The organism is Methylobacterium sp. 092160098-2, from assembly GCF_028920805.1.
Classification (GTDB): Bacteria; Pseudomonadota; Alphaproteobacteria; order Rhizobiales; family Beijerinckiaceae; genus Methylobacterium; species Methylobacterium fujisawaense.
This window is the reverse complement of record NZ_JAQPZJ010000001.1, coordinates 4,640,908-4,655,232: the sequence shown is the minus strand read 5'-3', so window position 1 is coordinate 4,655,232 and position 14,325 is coordinate 4,640,908. Positions and strand designations below refer to the sequence as shown.

Genomic DNA, 14,325 nt, shown 5'->3' with positions numbered 1-14,325 from the left:
GGCCGGGCGCGGGGCGGAGCGGATGTCCCTCACGGCAGCAGCGCGAAGACGACGGGGCCGGCCGGCCCGTCCGGCCCGGCCGTGACCTGCTCCGGTCGGGCGCCGGCCTGGAGGAGATACTCCACCACCGCCTGGGCGCGCAGGCGCGGCAGGTCGGGCGGCGGCTCCTCGGGGGCCTCGGCGGGCTTCTTCGCCGAAGCCTTGCCGTGCGCGGCCGGCTCCTTCCTGGCGTCCTTCTTGGCCGCTTCCGCCTTGCCGGCCTCGGTCTTGGCGTGATCCGGCTTGCCCCGCGTCTTGGGCGTCTCCCCCTTGGGCGTCTCCGTCTTGGGCGTGTCCCCCTTGGGCGTCTCCGTCTTGGGCGTATCCCCCTTGGGGGGCTCCGGCTTGGCGGCGCTGGCGATCTGGGTCGGTGCGGCGGCGGGCGCGCCCTCCCCCGTGGCCGCCGGACCGGCGGCCGGCGTCGGGGTCGGCTTGGCCGGGTCGGCGGGCCCCGAGACGGCGATGCGCAGCGACGGGCAGGTCTTGGCCAGGGCCGCGAGGGCGTCGAGGGTCGGGTAGAAGGCCGGCGTCAGGACCGCGCCCCCGGCGGGGAAACGCAGGTCGGTGCCGGCCAGGGCGGCGGTGAAGTCGGCGCGGCAGGTGGCGGGGTCGCGCCGCTCGGCGGCGTCCCGGGCCGTGACGGTGGCCTGTCCGGTCCAGCCGGGGGGCAGCGCCTCGGCCAGCCGGTCCGGGGTGCGGGCGGCGCCCTCCCGGTAGAGGCTTTCGCCGGTCAGGGTCAGGGCGCGGTCCGAGACCGTGACGGTCCCGTCCGCGAGGTTCGCCACCAGCGGGGCGGCGGCGGCCAGCGCGTCCCCGAGATCCGGCGGGGCGCCGTCGGCGAGGCGGGTGCGGTCGATGACCGGTTCCCGGAACAGGCGCGGGCGCAGGGCGGCGAGCACCCGCTCCCGGGTCGCGGTGTCCGGCAGATGCCCGGTGAGGAGTACGGAATCGGCGGTCCGGCGGATCGCCACCCGGTAGGGCGAGAGCGGCCGCGCCGTGAGCGCCACCGGCCCGGCTGCCACGCCGGCGGGCCGGCCGTCGCGCATCAGCGCCTCGGCGTCCGGGAGCGCCTGCCCGTCGATGGCGTCGCCGGTCACCGAGACCGCCCCGTCCTGGAAGACCACGCGGCCGGACTGGATCAGCTCGGCGAGCTTGAACGCGAAGGCGATGAGGCCCTTCGGGTCGATGGCGGGGTCGAGGCCCCGGGCCGCCAGGAGCCGGTCCTCCACGGCGCCGCCGGCCGCCGCCTCGGTGGCCGCGCGCAGGGCGGCCTCGCGGTCTGCGGCCGAGGGGGTGAAGCCGTCGAGGACGACGCCCCGGCCGGATTTCTCCACGGCGAACCGGTACGCGGCCACCTTGGGCGGCAGGATCTCGATCCGCCCGATGCTGAAGCCCTCCGGCGGGTCCGAGAGCGCCGCCCGCAGGGCCTCGTAGGCCGGCACGTCCAGGGCCTCGCCCGAGAGGCTGAGCACGGTGTCGCTGAGGGCGGCCCGCCCGCCCTTGGCGAGGCCGGAGAGCCGGGCCGCCAGGAACGCGGCCGCGCTGGCGAAGTCCGGCGGCGCCCCCCGGGCGGCCCGGGCGGTGTCGTCGAGGCCTGTGCCGGGATGGAGGGCGCCGGTGATCCGCGCCTCCAGGGCCCGCCGGCCGATCTCCACCGGGCGGCTGCCCTCCAGGGCGATCCGGTTCGGGCCGGTGCGGATCGCCGCCCACTGGAAGGGCGCGGCGGTCTCCACGATGCCGACCTCGGAGACGATGCGGCGGGGGCCGTCCAGGGCCGCGAGGCGGGACAGCACGGTGGCCCGTTCGGCGACGTCCGGCGCCTCGCCGGCGGCCACGAGGTCGCGGCCGCTGGCCTCCAGGCGCAGCCAGGGCTCGCCGGTGGCGGTGGCCGTGCCGGATGTCACCGCCGCCCCCTCGGCCTCGAGTCCCTCGGCGATCCGCGGGGCGGCGTAGAGCGTCGCACTCGCCCAGATCAGCGCGAGGGCCGGCAGGCCGGCGAGCCAGCCGGCGCTGCGCAAGCCTGAGGCGAGGGTTTCGGGCAACGGTACGATCGCAGGTCGGGGCGCAGGTCCGGGCGGATCCGCCGCCGAGACCACACCGCCTTTCCGGCAGCATGAAGGCCGACGGTGCTCTTTCCGCGCCTGCGGCGGGCGTTCCGCGTCGGTGCGCCGCCGGAACCGGCCTCACGCCCCTCTGTTTCTCGGCAACAAATCTGTCCGGCTTTGTCTTCGTCCGCCGGCCTGCGGAGCGTGCCATGCGGTCCATCCTCGCCGCCCTGCTGCTGCCGATCGCCATCCCGGCTTCGGCGCAGAGCCTGTCGGCCACCGCGACGGTGCCGAGTTCGGCCTCGCCGGAGCCGATCACGCCCATCGCCAATCCCGGTCAGCTCAGCCTCGGCGGCGGCACCACCACCGGCCCGTTCCCGACCGTCTCGGCGCAGACCGGCGGCTTGGTGAATGCCGGCCAGCTCAGCTTCGGCAGCGCGGGCGGCGGCGGCCGCATCGGCGCCTCGGGCGGGCGGGCGGCCGGGCAATCGGCCGGGACCGCCATCGGCACATCGGTCGCGGGATCGACCGGTGCGGGCCAGCTCGGAACCTTGGGCTCGGCCGCGACCGGCGGCGCAGGCGTCTCCGGCTCCAGCCTCCGGACCGGGGGGACGATCGGCGCCAGCGGCCTGCGCAGCGGATTCGGCACCGCGTCGCGTTCGGGGCTGGGCGCGTCACCGGGGAGCACCCTGTCGCTGACCAGCGGCACGATCGGTCTCGGTGGCGGGTCTGGCCTCTCCCTGGGCCTGGGATCAGGCGGCACGACCCGCACGGGGCAGACGACCGCCCTGACGGGCGCGGGCTCCCTCAACGGTCTCGGCAACGGCACCGCCACGGGGGTCGGCTCTGTCGGGACATCGGGAACGTTGCTCCCTGCGGCTGCGTCGGCCGGCCTCGCAGGCGGGACCGCCGACGCGGCCGCGATCGGAGCGTCCGGCACCACCCTGTCCAGCGTCGGGCCGTTCGGCGTGTTCGGGCTCGGGACCGGCGCGACCGTGAGCCCGGGCGCGGGCACCTCGATTTCCGGAGCGGCCGGCGCGGGGGGCGTCGGAACGGGCGGGGCCGGGATCGTCGGGGCGAGCGGGCTCCGCGCGGACGACCCCGCACAAGCGGCCCGCACGCTCCCGTCCGGCGGAGGGGCGTTCGGCGGGGCCGGCATCGGCGGTGCGGCGGCCGCGCCGGTCCGGACCGGCGACCTCTGCGGCGATCCCCTGGCCGAAGCCTGCCTCGGCGGCGGCTTCTGAGCGCCTCCCGGGCCCGGAACCGGGCCGAACCGATGCCGTTCATCCTGTTCCGGCACCTGGGCCGGGACAGGAGGCAGAAATGAGCGTCATTCTGGGCCGTGTCTCTTTCGCGGCCGTTCTCGTTCTCGGCGTCTCGGGCGCAGCCCTGGCGCGCGATGCCGGCCCCAAGGCGCAGGGCGCCCATGGCGCGACAGGCCTGCACGGGATCGGTTTCAACGAGCCGAAATTCCGGTCGCACCTGCAGACCGGCAAGAATCAGCCCTATACGTGGCCGGTCAGCGACCGCTATCGCCCGGTCTCGCAGCCCTATTACGGTCGCGCTTACTGAGCCGCCCGGAGACCGCTCCGTCGAATGGATGAGTGGCGCCGCGTCGGCCCCCGCGTCACACAGGGGCCGGACCGGGGCCCGTCATCGGGATTGGCGGGCACAGGCGCGGCTTTCCGTGCCGTGCCGGCTTCCAAGCCTGGAGAGTGTGATGCATCCGCTGACCCGGCTCGTCGTCGCAGGCCCCATCGTCGCTCCCCTCGTCGCCGCCTCCCTGCCGGGACGTGCCGGCGAGTTCGCGACGACGGCTCCGGTTCCCGGCATGGCCCTGACGCAGCCCGATCCGGGGATGGCCAACGGCGCTCCCGCTCCCGTCCTCCCGGCCCAGCCCGCACCGGTCGCGGCGGCGCCGGCGCCGGCACCCGTCCAGGCCGACCCGACCGGGGGGCGCCGACGTCCCCCGGGGCTGGGGAGCGGATTTTCATCCCTCGAAGGACGGCTTCCGAACCAGCGCACCGGTCTGCGACACCCGCACGTGGTGCGCGACATCTGCATCGGCTGCTGATCGTGACTGCAAGACCCGCGTCGCCCCGGCTATTGCAGGGATCGCGAGCGGGAATGCGCCTGGATCCAGCGCGGTGAGAGGATGTCACCGGCCTCGGTGATGATCCACGGCCGGGCGTCGTCGGACGCGATCGCCTCGAGCGCAACCGCGAGGGCTTCGCGCAGCGTCGCGAACGGGCGCCCCTCCGCGGAACGACCGGTCGCGCGTGCGGGCCAGATGGTGAGTTCGGCCCTTTTGTCGAGATCGGAGGGCGTCATCGGCGCATCCGTGATGCTTGGCATGGTGTGTGGGTCTACCGGGCCTGTGTGACGGGCATCTGGCGCCGGAGGCCGCCGATCCGGGTGCGCCCGTGCGGCTGCGACGAACCATCCGGCGCCCGGATCAGAAATTAAATGATGCGCGCGTCCAAGTTATATTTGAGAACCGGCCAATGGAAGTTTAGTTCATTTGCATCGAATGCATGGGCATTTAATTGTCGCCCTGCTCAGGCCCCCCGGAAATCCCGGGAACATTGCAAAACCGTGCCGCCGTAGCGATATGGTGCAATGCGAAAAACGCATGCCGCATCGCACAAATCCGTGGTCTCATGCGCTGGTCGATCGCAATTCGCGGTCGACGCTGCGATCGAAACGGAGACGCACCATGCGCACGATCCTCATCCTCGCGTCGGCCGCGCTCACCTCGGCCGCCTTCATCGGCCCGGCCGCCGCCGACGACCACCTGCACCTGACCCCGCCGCTCTATCGGGAGCAGGCCCGGCCTGCCCAGCAGATCCGTGCGATCCACGACCTGACCACCACGCCTCAGCCCGTGGCGGCGCCGGCGACCGTCAGCCGGACGGTCTCGGCCCTTGGCCGACCGATGGTCCAGGCCTCCGTCGAGGCGAGTCGCTGAGCCCGCCGCCGGAGACGGAGCGCCCCGGGCGCCTCTGTCTCCGGCCCTGACTCAGACGATGTGCAACGCCTGAGCGGCTGCCGCCGGCGATACGCCGCGACGGATCAAGCGCCGCGTCCGCGCCCGTTGATCGCGTTCGGCACTGAGGGCGGCTCCGGCCGCCCGATATCCCTCGAGCCACAGTTCCGCCCAGGCATACTGCATCGCCATCACGAGCAATGCGGCATTCTCGGCCTGCCGCAGGCTCAGCCGCAGGCCCTCATCCGCCAGGCGGCCCACCTCCCCGTACATCATTGCCAACTCCGCGTCCGAAGACGGCCGGCAGCGCCGCGACGGGCCGCCCGCCCACGCGCCCAGAGACCGGGCGCGGATGGCTCTGTACACGTCCTGCACGGCGTCATCGCGGCATCGAGCGCCTGCCCGCGGGTGCGGGCGAGATCGGCCGAATCGTGAAGCGCGTCGATGAGCTCCCGATGGCCCTGCGGGCCTGTGCGAAGCCGGTCCCGGCGAAGGCGCGCGTCCGGGTCGGACCCGCCTGGCGACGCATCCCCGCCCGGGCGGGCCGGCCGCACGAGCACGGAGGTCCAGGGATCGACCGTACCGTGCAACGACCGGTCGGATCTCGGTTTCGCGTCTCACGGGCGAATCCCGCGCGCCGGTGGGCCGATGATGGTCCACCGCTCCGTGTTGGAGGGCCCGCCCTGCGCGGAACGACGCGCCGGGGCCCCGTGTCTCTCACGATGGCGGGAGGCGCGATGCGGGACGCGCCTCTATATGGGAGGTGAGAGCAGGGAGAGAGACGTGTTCACCGTCAAGGGGATTGATCCGTCCGGGCGCGTCATGACGTTCGCCTGCGGGACTGACGAGCAAGCCATGGAGAAGACCTGGGAACTGGCCCGGCGCGGCTTCCGCGAGATCACGGTCGCCGACCCGAAGGGCAAGGAACTGTCCGCGGCCGCCTTCGAGCGCTCTCTGAACATCGATTGGGACTGACGCGAGCCGGCTCCACGGTGCCCCGGCGCGCCGACCGGCGTGATGATCCGATGCGAAGGGCCACTTCGGGCCGCGCGGCCTCGCTGCGGGGCGGACCGGCCTTCGGCCGCCTTCAGGCCCGCTCCAGCTCGTGAAGCATCGTCCAGCCGCCCGACCGAGCCGTCTCGGGGACGTCCGCGGTCGCCCCGATCTCGTCCGCCTTGCGCCAGATGGCCTGGCAGACGAGGATCTCGTTGCTCGCGTCGATACTGAGGATGAAGCGATCCGGCACGATCTCGGTGTCCGGAAGCGCGATCCGCACGCCGCCGGCCGATCGATCGTAGACGATGCAGGGCAGGCTTCGATGCTCGTCCACCGAGATGCTGCCGGTCTCGTTCAGGATCGTGCGCGGAGCGCTGCGTCGTTCGAACATCACCGCCTCGACAAACCTCTGTCCGACAGGATCGGACACCCGGGTTCAGACAGGGTTTGCGAAATGCATCGAATTGTCGGGATGCCCGCCGAACTGTGAATTCAGCGGGCTTCGTGCGCGGTGCGATCGGGCGACCGCGTGGCCTGTGCCGCGCCGGCCGCCCAGTAGAAAGGGGGGCGATGAAGCCGTGACCGGCGTGTCGGCCTCGTATGCGCCGCACCGGTCGCGGCTTGCGTATCGATCCGGTGCCGGTCCTAGCCGGTGACGACCTCGACGAGGGTGGTGAGAAAGCCCAGGGCGACCGCGCCGATGCCGCTCATGAAGGCGACATCCCACCCGGCGAATTCCTTCGACTGGGGCGCGCGCATGAAGGCGAACAGCGTGACGGCAGCCCCGCATAGGACGAGGGCGAGGGCCAGATAGAGCGGTCGGGACATGGCGTTTCCTTCTCCGCCGGTCTCGCGGCCCTTCGGGCTCTTGTACGGACGAGTGCGACCGGCTTGATCTGTTCAGTTTCATCCGTCGTCAAAACATGACAGACGAAGAACGGGCGAACAAGATCATAATCTGTTCTGCATTGCGGAACATAAAGTCGGTCTGCCGCCCTCATCTGTTCTGGGCGCGGGCCTCGTGGAAGATCTGTCGCGAGGGCTGTCGATGTCGTGGGGGCTGAGCGCAGGGCCGGCCCCCAGCGGGCTCAGTCGATGAAGACGCGGACGCCGTCTGTATTCAGGATCTCGCGTTGGTCGGCGCACCATTGCTCCGCACCCACCGCGGCGATCTCCTCCGCGACGCGCCGGCCTTCCGCGGCGATGACGGTCTGCGCCTGCCGGTGGCCGAGGGAAACGTCGAGTGCCCGGCGGACCGTGCGGGACAGGCCCTCGGAGACCGCATCATCGACGGTGTAGAACTTGCGGCAGTAGAGAACGATGCCGGCTTGCGCGCCGACGATCCGCACGAGACCCGCGATCGTCTCGGTGCGCGTGGCGTCCTTCGGGTCTTCGGCCGCCGCAGCCGCGGCGGGCAGGACGGCCGCGGCCAGTAACGCCGGGAGCAGAAGAGCACGAGTCATCCAAAGGCCTTCCTTCGGTCCGGGACCGGACCACGCCTCTGGAACGCCGCAGCGGGCGGACAGTGCCCGCGCATCCGCGCGGCCCTGTGGGCTCGTTTCGCGGGCGCACCCGCGAGAGCCCGTCGCTCACTTCCGGGCGGCCATCATGTCATGGGTCAGGACGGTCAGCTTGCCGATCAGGTTGCTGATGTCGGAGCCCTTGCAGGACCATTGCGTGCCGATCGCCTCGCCGTCCGCCGAGACGGAGACCACCGCCACCGAGCGCAAACGGCCCTCGCGGGCCAGCGCCAGCTGATCCTGCAACACGGCGATGATCGACGCGGTGTCCTCGTCCGCGACCGCGGGCGCGATATGCGCCGGGAACGGCACGACCGAACTCGTCATCGTCTGCTCTCGCTTCATCTCGCCGAACCCCTCGGTAACATCCCTGGGCTCCGGCGTGCGCATCAGCTTTGTGCAGAGTGTGGCAGCTTGTCCGTGTCCTGCGATGTCTTGGAGGCGTGTGGCGGTGATGCAACGGTTTCGGTGCGTTCCGGCGGCCAAAGGCTGCGGGCCGTTCCGGCCGCAGCGGCGCGATGCGCGTGGCTCCGCGGAGCGTTGCGGGGGCGCCCCGCATGGGGCACCCCCGGAGATGTCCGCCTTCAGGCTGCCTTGCGGCCCTTGCGCTCACGCTCGGCCATGGCGCCGGGCTGGCCCAGGCCGATCGCCTTGGCGAGGGCGGAGCGCTGCTCGGCGTAGCTGGGGGCGACCATCGGGTAGTCGGCCGGAAGGCCGTAGCGGTCCCGGTAGCTGCGCGGATCGAGGCCGTGGCTGGTCAGGTGACGCTTCAGCGTCTTGTAGGTCTTGCCGTCGATGAAGCTGACGATCCCGTCCTGCCGGACCGACTTGCGGATCTGGGCCGCGCTCGGCTTCTCGATATCGGCCTGGGGCGCCGCCCCGGTCTCCGGCGTCAGGGTCCCGGCGACGAGCCCGCTGATCGCGCCGTGCACCCGCGCGATCAGGGCCGGCAGCTCCGAGGCCGGAACCGGATTGTTCGACACGTAGGCGGCGACGATGTCGCCCGCCAGCTCGATGAAATTCGAGTTGGGCCCTGTGGTTTCCTCTGTCACTGCAAGATTCCTGATGTGCCCCTCACGAGGGATCTGCTACTTTTGAGCGCTGAATGCAAGTTACAAAAGCGTTTGGCGCGGGGCATCCTGCGGATGACTGGCGTGCGCGCGGCGGACAGCTGGAAGGTAGATCTGGCAATCGGCGATGGAGAACTTTCTTGCGCGGCCCGGCGAAGCCTATCGACTGCGGTAGTGTTTCCACTCTGCGGAACGACCAGAAGGCGAGTCTCGCGGCTTCGGAGCTTGCGCGTCTCTGTCGGCCGGGGGCTGCATCGTCTTCTGCGGTGACGCGGCGGCCGGGGCGTGGCATGGCGCGGCCATGCTGATGCTCGTGCTTCTCATCGCCCTGCTGGCCGTCGTGGTCGTGATGATCGTCCTCCGGCGGTGGACCGGGCGCCTCGCTTCGCTCGCGACGCTGCTGGCCGGAGCGATCGCGGTTCTGTGGCTCGCCGAGGTCGGACTGCTTCCGGGCACCCAGGGGCCGCTGACGGCGCAACGCCCCCTCGTTCCGGGGCTCGACCGGTAACGGTCCGGTAAGCGTGCCGGCGCGAGCATGGGCCATGCCCACGCTCTCCGCCCCGCGCCTGCTCACGTTCCTGGTGTCGGCCGTGTTGATCGGCCTTGCCGTCGCCAGCCTGTACACGCGCATCCCCATGGTCGGTAAAACGGTCGTGGCGCACCGGCAATGGTTCTTCATCGGTGCCTACGTCCTGCTCGCCCTTGGGGTGACCACACGCAGCCTGTAGGCGAGCGAGCCGTCGGCCTCGCGATCGCCGGCTGCGCCGAGGAGACCGGAATGACCCTGAGGACCACCTTCCTCGTGCAGCCGTTCGAGCTGCATCGGAAACGCCTGCGGCCCGCCCGTCAGGAGCCCGCCCAGAGCGAGTTCGGCGCCCTCAAGAAGGCGGAGGCGCTGGCCGCCCGCATGCCGGGCGCGGCGGCCCTCAAGATCGTCGCGGACGACGAGACCGGAGAACTGGAAGGCGTGACGATCCTCGGCCAGTTCGGGGAGGTTCCGGAAGATTTTGCCGAGACTCTTCTGGGGAACTGATCCCGGCCGCGTCTCGGGATGCGACACGGAGGACCGCGCAGTGCGGCCCGCGGGAAACTACGTAGAAACACCGGCGGTCGATACCTGCGCGCTTCCGCGCTCGCTGAGCCCGCATCCGTGCCCCGCTATTTCATCGATCTCCACGACGGCGCCAACCTGATTCGCGATCGGGACGGCTTCGATCTGCCCGATCTTGCCGCGGCGCGGGCGAAGGCGGTTCGATTGCTGACCCGGGTCGCGCAGGGGCTGACCGATCCGGTGCAGCGGCAGGACTACGTCATCGCCGTGCGCGACGAGCAGGGCGCGGTCCGCCTGCGGCTGCGCCTCTCCTACGATGTTGAAACCGGCTGACGGCGCGCCCTCCGGCGCGGTGTCGGAGGCCGGCACGGGTCCAAGATAGGGGCATCACATGCGACGTTCGACAGGTCCGGCCCGTGCCCTCGCGGCAGCGTTCATGCTTCTCGGCTCGGCCGGATGGGCGACGGCGCAGACCGCACCGCCCCCGCCGGCGGGCACGGCTTCGGCCACGGCCGACAACGCCGTGATGCTGACGGTCTTCCTGCGCCACGACCAATCGCGCCCGCTGGCGGACCTGAACGCGCAGCTCGCCCGGCAGGGATTCTACAAGGCCTTCCCGCCTCCGGGCATCGAGGTCGTCTCCTGGACCGTCGTCATGGGGATCGGGCAGATCATCGTGCTGCGGCTGCCCGCATCCCGCCTGCGCGAGGTCAACCGCGTCCTCGAGGACACGGCCTGGGGCGCCTATCGCACCGAGTTCTACCCGACCTACGATTACAAGGCCGTGGGCCTCGGGGAGCACGAGAAGGCGCGCTGAGCGCCTCCCCGCCCGCAGGTCCGGCGGCTCCGCTCAGACGAAATGCGCCGGCAGGGACAGGGCCTGCGCGTACAGGGTCAGCGCGATGGCGCCACCCGCCAGGGTGAGGGCCAGTGTGATGCGGTTGGTCCAGCTCATCGTCGATCTCCCTCCGGCTCGCGACTGTCTTCGCGGTATGGGGAAGAGATAAGCCCAAGCTTTCGCGGCGAGCGTGTTCCGCGGCACATCGGGGTGCGGCCGCCTCAGGCCGGGGCTCCGCGTCCGGTATCCGTCGGCCCGAGAATCAGCGCTTCGTCCCACAGGCACGGATGGCCGAGCCGCTTGGCCGTGTACATCGCCGCGTCGGCCCGCTCCGCCAGGGCCTGCGCCCGCGTGGCGTGCAGGGGTGCGCAGGCCACGCCGATCGCGGCGCCCACGCGGATCGGGGATCCCGCACCGAGATCGTAGGGGGCGGCGAGGCGCGCCTGGAGGTGCAGGGCGAAGCCGAGCGCCGGCGCCGGCGCCGCGTCGCCCAGGAGGATGGTGAACTCGTCGCCCCCGAGCCGCGCGGCGATGTCTGCCGCCCCCAACGCCTCCCGGAGGCGCTCGGCCAGCTGCCGCAGGAGCGCGTCGCCCATGGCGTGACCGTGACGGTCGTTGACCGGCTTGAAGCCGTCGAGGTCGATGGACAGCAAGGCGCAGGGCACGCCGTCGCGGCGCGCCAGGGCCCGGTCGAGCCGGGCCGCGAACAGGTAGCGGTTCGGCAATCCGGTCAGCGGGTCGTGGTGGGCCATGTAGCGCAGGAGCGACTCCGTCCGGCGGCGCTCGGTCACGTCCTCCCACAGGGCGGTCCAGCCGCCGCCGGCCTGCGGGTGCAGCGTGCGCGCGATCTGGCGCCCGTCCGGAAGCGTCTGCACCACCGCATCGGTCGTGCCCCGGGCGCGGAGCCGCCGGCACGCCGCCCAGAGCCCGTTCGGATCCCGGTCGGACGGGAGGGGCCCGGCCGCGCTCGCGGCATCGACCTCCCGGGCATGCAGGCCGGGCCGGATCCGGTTCGCGGCCGCCCCGAAGAGGCGCCGGAACCCGTCGCTCATGAACAGCAGCCGGTCGGCGGCATCGAACACGCACAGGCCGTGCGGCAGGGAATCCAGGGCCTGGACGAGACCGGGTCCGAGGGTGCGTCCGCGGCCGAGGCCGTCCTGGCGCCGGCCACGGACAGCCCGAGGATAGCGCCGCGCCAGCTTCATCGCCGCCCTGCCCACCCGCGCCGTCATGGCCATTCCCCCGAAGCAACCCGACCACGTCGCGCGGCCGCCGGATCGAGCCGGCTCGGAAATTAATCCCTTGTCCTCATAGAATGGGATTCCTTTCGCCAACCTTGACGAAATCAATTCGCGTTCAACGATCCTTGGCGCGGTCGCGCCATCCGGAAGTTGAGACGGTCGCGTGGATGCGCCTCAAGACTGTCCAGAGCCCCGGACGAGGTCCCGGCGCGCGGATGCCGGCCGTCGGCCAAGCCGGTTTCCGCGTCCGCCCGGCGGCGCAGGCCGGGCGGGTCGATCCGGCCGCCGCGCGATCCGCGCGGCGGCGCGATCACGGCGCGTCGTGCACGCCGTGATGGCCGTCGAGGACGGTGTCGCTGGTCGGGACCGTCTCGGCCACCGCCTGGGCGCGGCGGATATCCGGGGCGGTCGCCTCCGCCACGAAGGCCGCCACGGCCTCGGTCAGAGGCAGGGTGCGGGTCTGCTGGCTGCCGAGCCGCCGGATCGAGACCGTCCGCTCCTCCGCCTCGCGCTTCCCGAGGGCGAGCAGGACCGGCACCTTGGCCAGCGAGTGCTCGCGGACCTTGTAGTTGATCTTCTCGTTGCGGAGATCCGCCTCGACCCGCAGGCCGGCGCGCTCCAGGGTGCGGATGACGTCCCGGGCGTAGGCGTCGGCCTCGCCGGTGATCGTCGCCACCACCACCTGCACGGGCGCCAGCCAGAGCGGGAAATGCCCGGCGAAATGCTCGATCAGGATGCCGGTGAAGCGCTCCATCGAGCCGCAGATCGCCCGGTGGACCATGACGGGCGGCTTCCTTGCGCCGTCGGCGTCGATGTAGAAGGCGCCGAACCGCTCGGGCAGGTTGAAGTCCACCTGCGTGGTCCCGCATTGCCAGTCGCGGCCGATGGCGTCGCGGAGCACGTACTCGAATTTGGGCCCGTAGAACGCGCCCTCCCCCGGGTTCACCGCGGTCTTGATCCGGCCGGCCGACTGCTCCTCGATCTGGGCCAGAACCCGGGTCATCACCTCCTCGGCATGGTCCCAGAGGGCGTCGGAGCCGACGCGCTTCTCGGGCCGGGTCGAGAGCTTCACGACGATCTGGTCGAAGCCGAAATCCGCGTAGGTCGAGAGGATCAGGTCGTTGATCTTCAGGCACTCGTCGGCGAGCTGGTCCTCGGTGCAGAACACGTGGGCGTCGTCCTGCGTGAAGCCGCGCACGCGCATCAGCCCGTGCATGGCGCCCGACGGCTCGTAGCGGTGCACGATCCCGAACTCGGCCATGCGCAGGGGCAGGTCGCGGTAGGATTTCAGGCCGTGCTTGAAGATCTGCACGTGGCCCGGGCAGTTCATCGGCTTGAGGGCGAACCAGCGCTTGTCCTCGGCCTCCTCGCCGGCCGACTGCGCGGCGAACATGTTCTCCCGGTACCAGCCCCAGTGGCCGGAGGTCTCCCACAGGGCCTTGTCGAGGATCTGCGGGGCGTTCACCTCGGCGTAGTCGCCGCGCAGGCGGCGGCGCATGTAGGCGATCAGCTCCTGGAAGATCGTCCAGCCCTTGGCGTGCCAGAAGACGACGCCCGGCCCCTCCTCCTGGAAGTGGAACAGGTCCATCTCGCGGCCGAGGCGGCGGTGGTCGCGGCGCTCGGCCTCCTCCAGCCGGTGCAGGTAATCGTCGAGGTCGGCCTGGCTCGCCCAGGCCGTCCCGTAGATGCGGGTCAGCATCGGGTTGTTCGAATCGCCCCGCCAGTAGGCGCCCGCGACCTTCATCAGCTTGAAGGCGGTGCCGACCTTGGCGGTCGAGGTCATGTGCGGGCCGCGGCAGAGGTCGAACCACTCGCCCTGCCGGTAGATCTTCAGATCCTCGCCCGGCGGGATCGCGTCGACCAGCTCGACCTTGAAGCCCTCGCCCTTGCCGGCGAACAGGGCGCGCACGTCCTCGCGCGTCCAGACTTCCTTGGTGAAGGGAGCATCGCGCGCGATGATCTCGCGCATCTTCGCCTCGATCTTCGGGAAGTCCTCGGGCGTGAACGGGGTCTCGCGATGGAAGTCGTAGTAGAAGCCGTTCTCAATCACCGGGCCGATCGTGACCTGCGTCTCCGGCCAGAGCGCCTGCACCGCCTCGGCGAGCACGTGGGCGCAATCGTGTCGGATCAGCTCCAAGCTGCGCGGGTCGGTGCGGTCGAGGAACTCGATGCGGGCGTCGCCCGCGATCGGGTCGTCGAGGTCGGCGACCGTGCCGTCGAGCGCCATGGCGACGGTGCGCTTGGCCAGCGACTTGGCGATGCCCTCGACCACGGCGCGGCCGGTGGTGCCGGCGGCGATCTCCCGGGTGTTGCCATCGGGGAAGGTGAGGATCGGCATGGTTCGAGCGTCTCCGGGCTCAGTCCTGCATACGCGGCAGGTAAGCAATTTCGGGGGAGCGGCCGTGTAGACCGATTTCTCGGGCGAGGGAACAACGGCGCGGCGCAACTCCACGCATCCCTGGCCCCCGTCCGCCGTTCCGGTGCGCCTGATCCCGCGCGGCCGCGCTGGAGGGCGGGACGCGAGCACAGGGAATTCGGG

Annotated in this window: 20 protein-coding genes; 10 read left to right on the top strand and 10 right to left on the bottom strand. The window is 71.5% G+C overall.

The window, feature by feature from the left end:
- Positions 1 to 29: 29 nt before the first annotated feature.
- A complete protein-coding gene (locus PQI07_RS21935) occupies positions 30 to 2,081 on the bottom strand; it encodes a hypothetical protein (RefSeq protein WP_274927382.1) in 2,052 nt (683 codons plus the stop codon).
- A gap of 212 nt (positions 2,082 to 2,293) precedes the next feature.
- Here PQI07_RS21935 and PQI07_RS21930 point away from each other — a divergent pair, with 212 nt between their 5' ends.
- From PQI07_RS21930 to PQI07_RS21920, 3 genes are all read left to right on the top strand, one after another.
- Positions 2,294 to 3,328 carry a hypothetical protein gene (locus PQI07_RS21930; protein ID WP_274927381.1) on the top strand — a complete coding sequence of 345 codons (1,035 nt, stop codon included), beginning with the start codon at positions 2,294 to 2,296 and terminating at the stop codon, positions 3,326 to 3,328.
- A 79-nt stretch (positions 3,329 to 3,407) separates the two neighbouring features.
- The gene (locus PQI07_RS21925) at positions 3,408 to 3,656 is read left to right on the top strand and encodes a hypothetical protein (RefSeq protein ID WP_043353533.1); all 249 of its coding nucleotides are present in this window, start codon (positions 3,408 to 3,410) and stop codon (positions 3,654 to 3,656) included.
- 148 nt (positions 3,657 to 3,804) lie between these two features.
- Positions 3,805 to 4,158, top strand: coding sequence for a hypothetical protein (locus PQI07_RS21920; RefSeq protein ID WP_043353535.1), 354 nt, complete (start codon positions 3,805 to 3,807; stop codon positions 4,156 to 4,158).
- Between the two features lie 29 nt (positions 4,159 to 4,187).
- On the opposite strand, the gene PQI07_RS21915 is transcribed toward PQI07_RS21920, so the two are convergent.
- A complete protein-coding gene (locus PQI07_RS21915; protein WP_043353537.1) occupies positions 4,188 to 4,415 on the bottom strand; it encodes a hypothetical protein in 228 nt (75 codons plus the stop codon).
- Between the two features lie 385 nt (positions 4,416 to 4,800).
- On the opposite strand from PQI07_RS21915, the gene PQI07_RS21910 reads away from it, so the two are divergent.
- Positions 4,801 to 5,052 (top strand): hypothetical protein, encoded by a 252-nt coding sequence (locus PQI07_RS21910; RefSeq protein WP_043382995.1) that lies wholly within the window; start codon positions 4,801 to 4,803, stop codon positions 5,050 to 5,052.
- Positions 5,053 to 5,103: 51 nt separating this feature from the next.
- Here the strand turns inward: PQI07_RS21910 and PQI07_RS21905 are convergent, their stop codons facing one another.
- Positions 5,104 to 5,445 carry a hypothetical protein gene (locus PQI07_RS21905; RefSeq protein ID WP_236961428.1) on the bottom strand — a complete coding sequence of 114 codons (342 nt, stop codon included), beginning with the start codon at positions 5,443 to 5,445 and terminating at the stop codon, positions 5,104 to 5,106.
- Between the two features lie 381 nt (positions 5,446 to 5,826).
- Between PQI07_RS21905 and PQI07_RS21900 the strand changes: the two genes are divergently transcribed.
- Positions 5,827 to 6,045, top strand: a complete 219-nt coding sequence (locus tag PQI07_RS21900; RefSeq protein WP_210274712.1) for a hypothetical protein — start codon at positions 5,827 to 5,829, stop codon at positions 6,043 to 6,045.
- Between the two features lie 112 nt (positions 6,046 to 6,157).
- Here PQI07_RS21900 and PQI07_RS21895 read toward each other — a convergent pair whose 3' ends face one another.
- The 5 genes from PQI07_RS21895 to PQI07_RS21875 all read right to left on the bottom strand — a co-directional run bounded on the left by PQI07_RS21895 (position 6,158) and on the right by PQI07_RS21875 (position 8,638).
- Positions 6,158 to 6,457 carry a PilZ domain-containing protein gene (locus PQI07_RS21895; RefSeq protein WP_043353543.1) on the bottom strand — a complete coding sequence of 100 codons (300 nt, stop codon included), beginning with the start codon at positions 6,455 to 6,457 and terminating at the stop codon, positions 6,158 to 6,160.
- Between the two features lie 254 nt (positions 6,458 to 6,711).
- Positions 6,712 to 6,894 carry a hypothetical protein gene (locus PQI07_RS21890; RefSeq protein WP_043353544.1) on the bottom strand — a complete coding sequence of 61 codons (183 nt, stop codon included), beginning with the start codon at positions 6,892 to 6,894 and terminating at the stop codon, positions 6,712 to 6,714.
- A gap of 260 nt (positions 6,895 to 7,154) precedes the next feature.
- The gene (locus PQI07_RS21885; protein ID WP_043353545.1) at positions 7,155 to 7,529 is read right to left on the bottom strand and encodes a hypothetical protein; all 375 of its coding nucleotides are present in this window, start codon (positions 7,527 to 7,529) and stop codon (positions 7,155 to 7,157) included.
- A gap of 126 nt (positions 7,530 to 7,655) precedes the next feature.
- On the bottom strand, positions 7,656 to 7,931 hold the full coding sequence (locus PQI07_RS21880; RefSeq protein ID WP_043353563.1) for a hypothetical protein: 276 nt from the start codon (positions 7,929 to 7,931) through the stop codon (positions 7,656 to 7,658).
- A gap of 239 nt (positions 7,932 to 8,170) precedes the next feature.
- Positions 8,171 to 8,638: a Ros/MucR family transcriptional regulator gene (locus PQI07_RS21875; RefSeq protein ID WP_043353547.1), complete on the bottom strand. Its 468-nt coding sequence runs from the start codon at positions 8,636 to 8,638 to the stop codon at positions 8,171 to 8,173.
- Between the two features lie 325 nt (positions 8,639 to 8,963).
- Here PQI07_RS21875 and PQI07_RS21870 point away from each other — a divergent pair, with 325 nt between their 5' ends.
- From PQI07_RS21870 to PQI07_RS21850, 5 genes are all read left to right on the top strand, one after another.
- The gene (locus tag PQI07_RS21870; protein WP_425285088.1) at positions 8,964 to 9,164 is read left to right on the top strand and encodes a hypothetical protein; all 201 of its coding nucleotides are present in this window, start codon (positions 8,964 to 8,966) and stop codon (positions 9,162 to 9,164) included.
- Between the two features lie 34 nt (positions 9,165 to 9,198).
- Positions 9,199 to 9,384 (top strand): hypothetical protein, encoded by a 186-nt coding sequence (locus tag PQI07_RS21865; RefSeq protein ID WP_043353550.1) that lies wholly within the window; start codon positions 9,199 to 9,201, stop codon positions 9,382 to 9,384.
- 50 nt (positions 9,385 to 9,434) lie between these two features.
- A complete protein-coding gene (locus PQI07_RS21860; protein ID WP_043353551.1) occupies positions 9,435 to 9,689 on the top strand; it encodes a hypothetical protein in 255 nt (84 codons plus the stop codon).
- A gap of 117 nt (positions 9,690 to 9,806) precedes the next feature.
- Positions 9,807 to 10,040: a DUF6894 family protein gene (locus PQI07_RS21855; protein WP_043353552.1), complete on the top strand. Its 234-nt coding sequence runs from the start codon at positions 9,807 to 9,809 to the stop codon at positions 10,038 to 10,040.
- Between the two features lie 58 nt (positions 10,041 to 10,098).
- A complete protein-coding gene (locus tag PQI07_RS21850) occupies positions 10,099 to 10,524 on the top strand; it encodes a hypothetical protein (RefSeq protein WP_274927380.1) in 426 nt (141 codons plus the stop codon).
- A 242-nt stretch (positions 10,525 to 10,766) separates the two neighbouring features.
- Here PQI07_RS21850 and PQI07_RS21845 read toward each other — a convergent pair whose 3' ends face one another.
- Positions 10,767 to 11,777, bottom strand: coding sequence for a sensor domain-containing diguanylate cyclase (locus tag PQI07_RS21845; protein WP_043382987.1), 1,011 nt, complete (start codon positions 11,775 to 11,777; stop codon positions 10,767 to 10,769).
- A 319-nt stretch (positions 11,778 to 12,096) separates the two neighbouring features.
- The gene (gene thrS / locus PQI07_RS21840) at positions 12,097 to 14,124 is read right to left on the bottom strand and encodes a threonine--tRNA ligase (RefSeq protein ID WP_043353559.1); all 2,028 of its coding nucleotides are present in this window, start codon (positions 14,122 to 14,124) and stop codon (positions 12,097 to 12,099) included.
- Between the last annotated feature and the right edge of the window lie 201 nt (positions 14,125 to 14,325).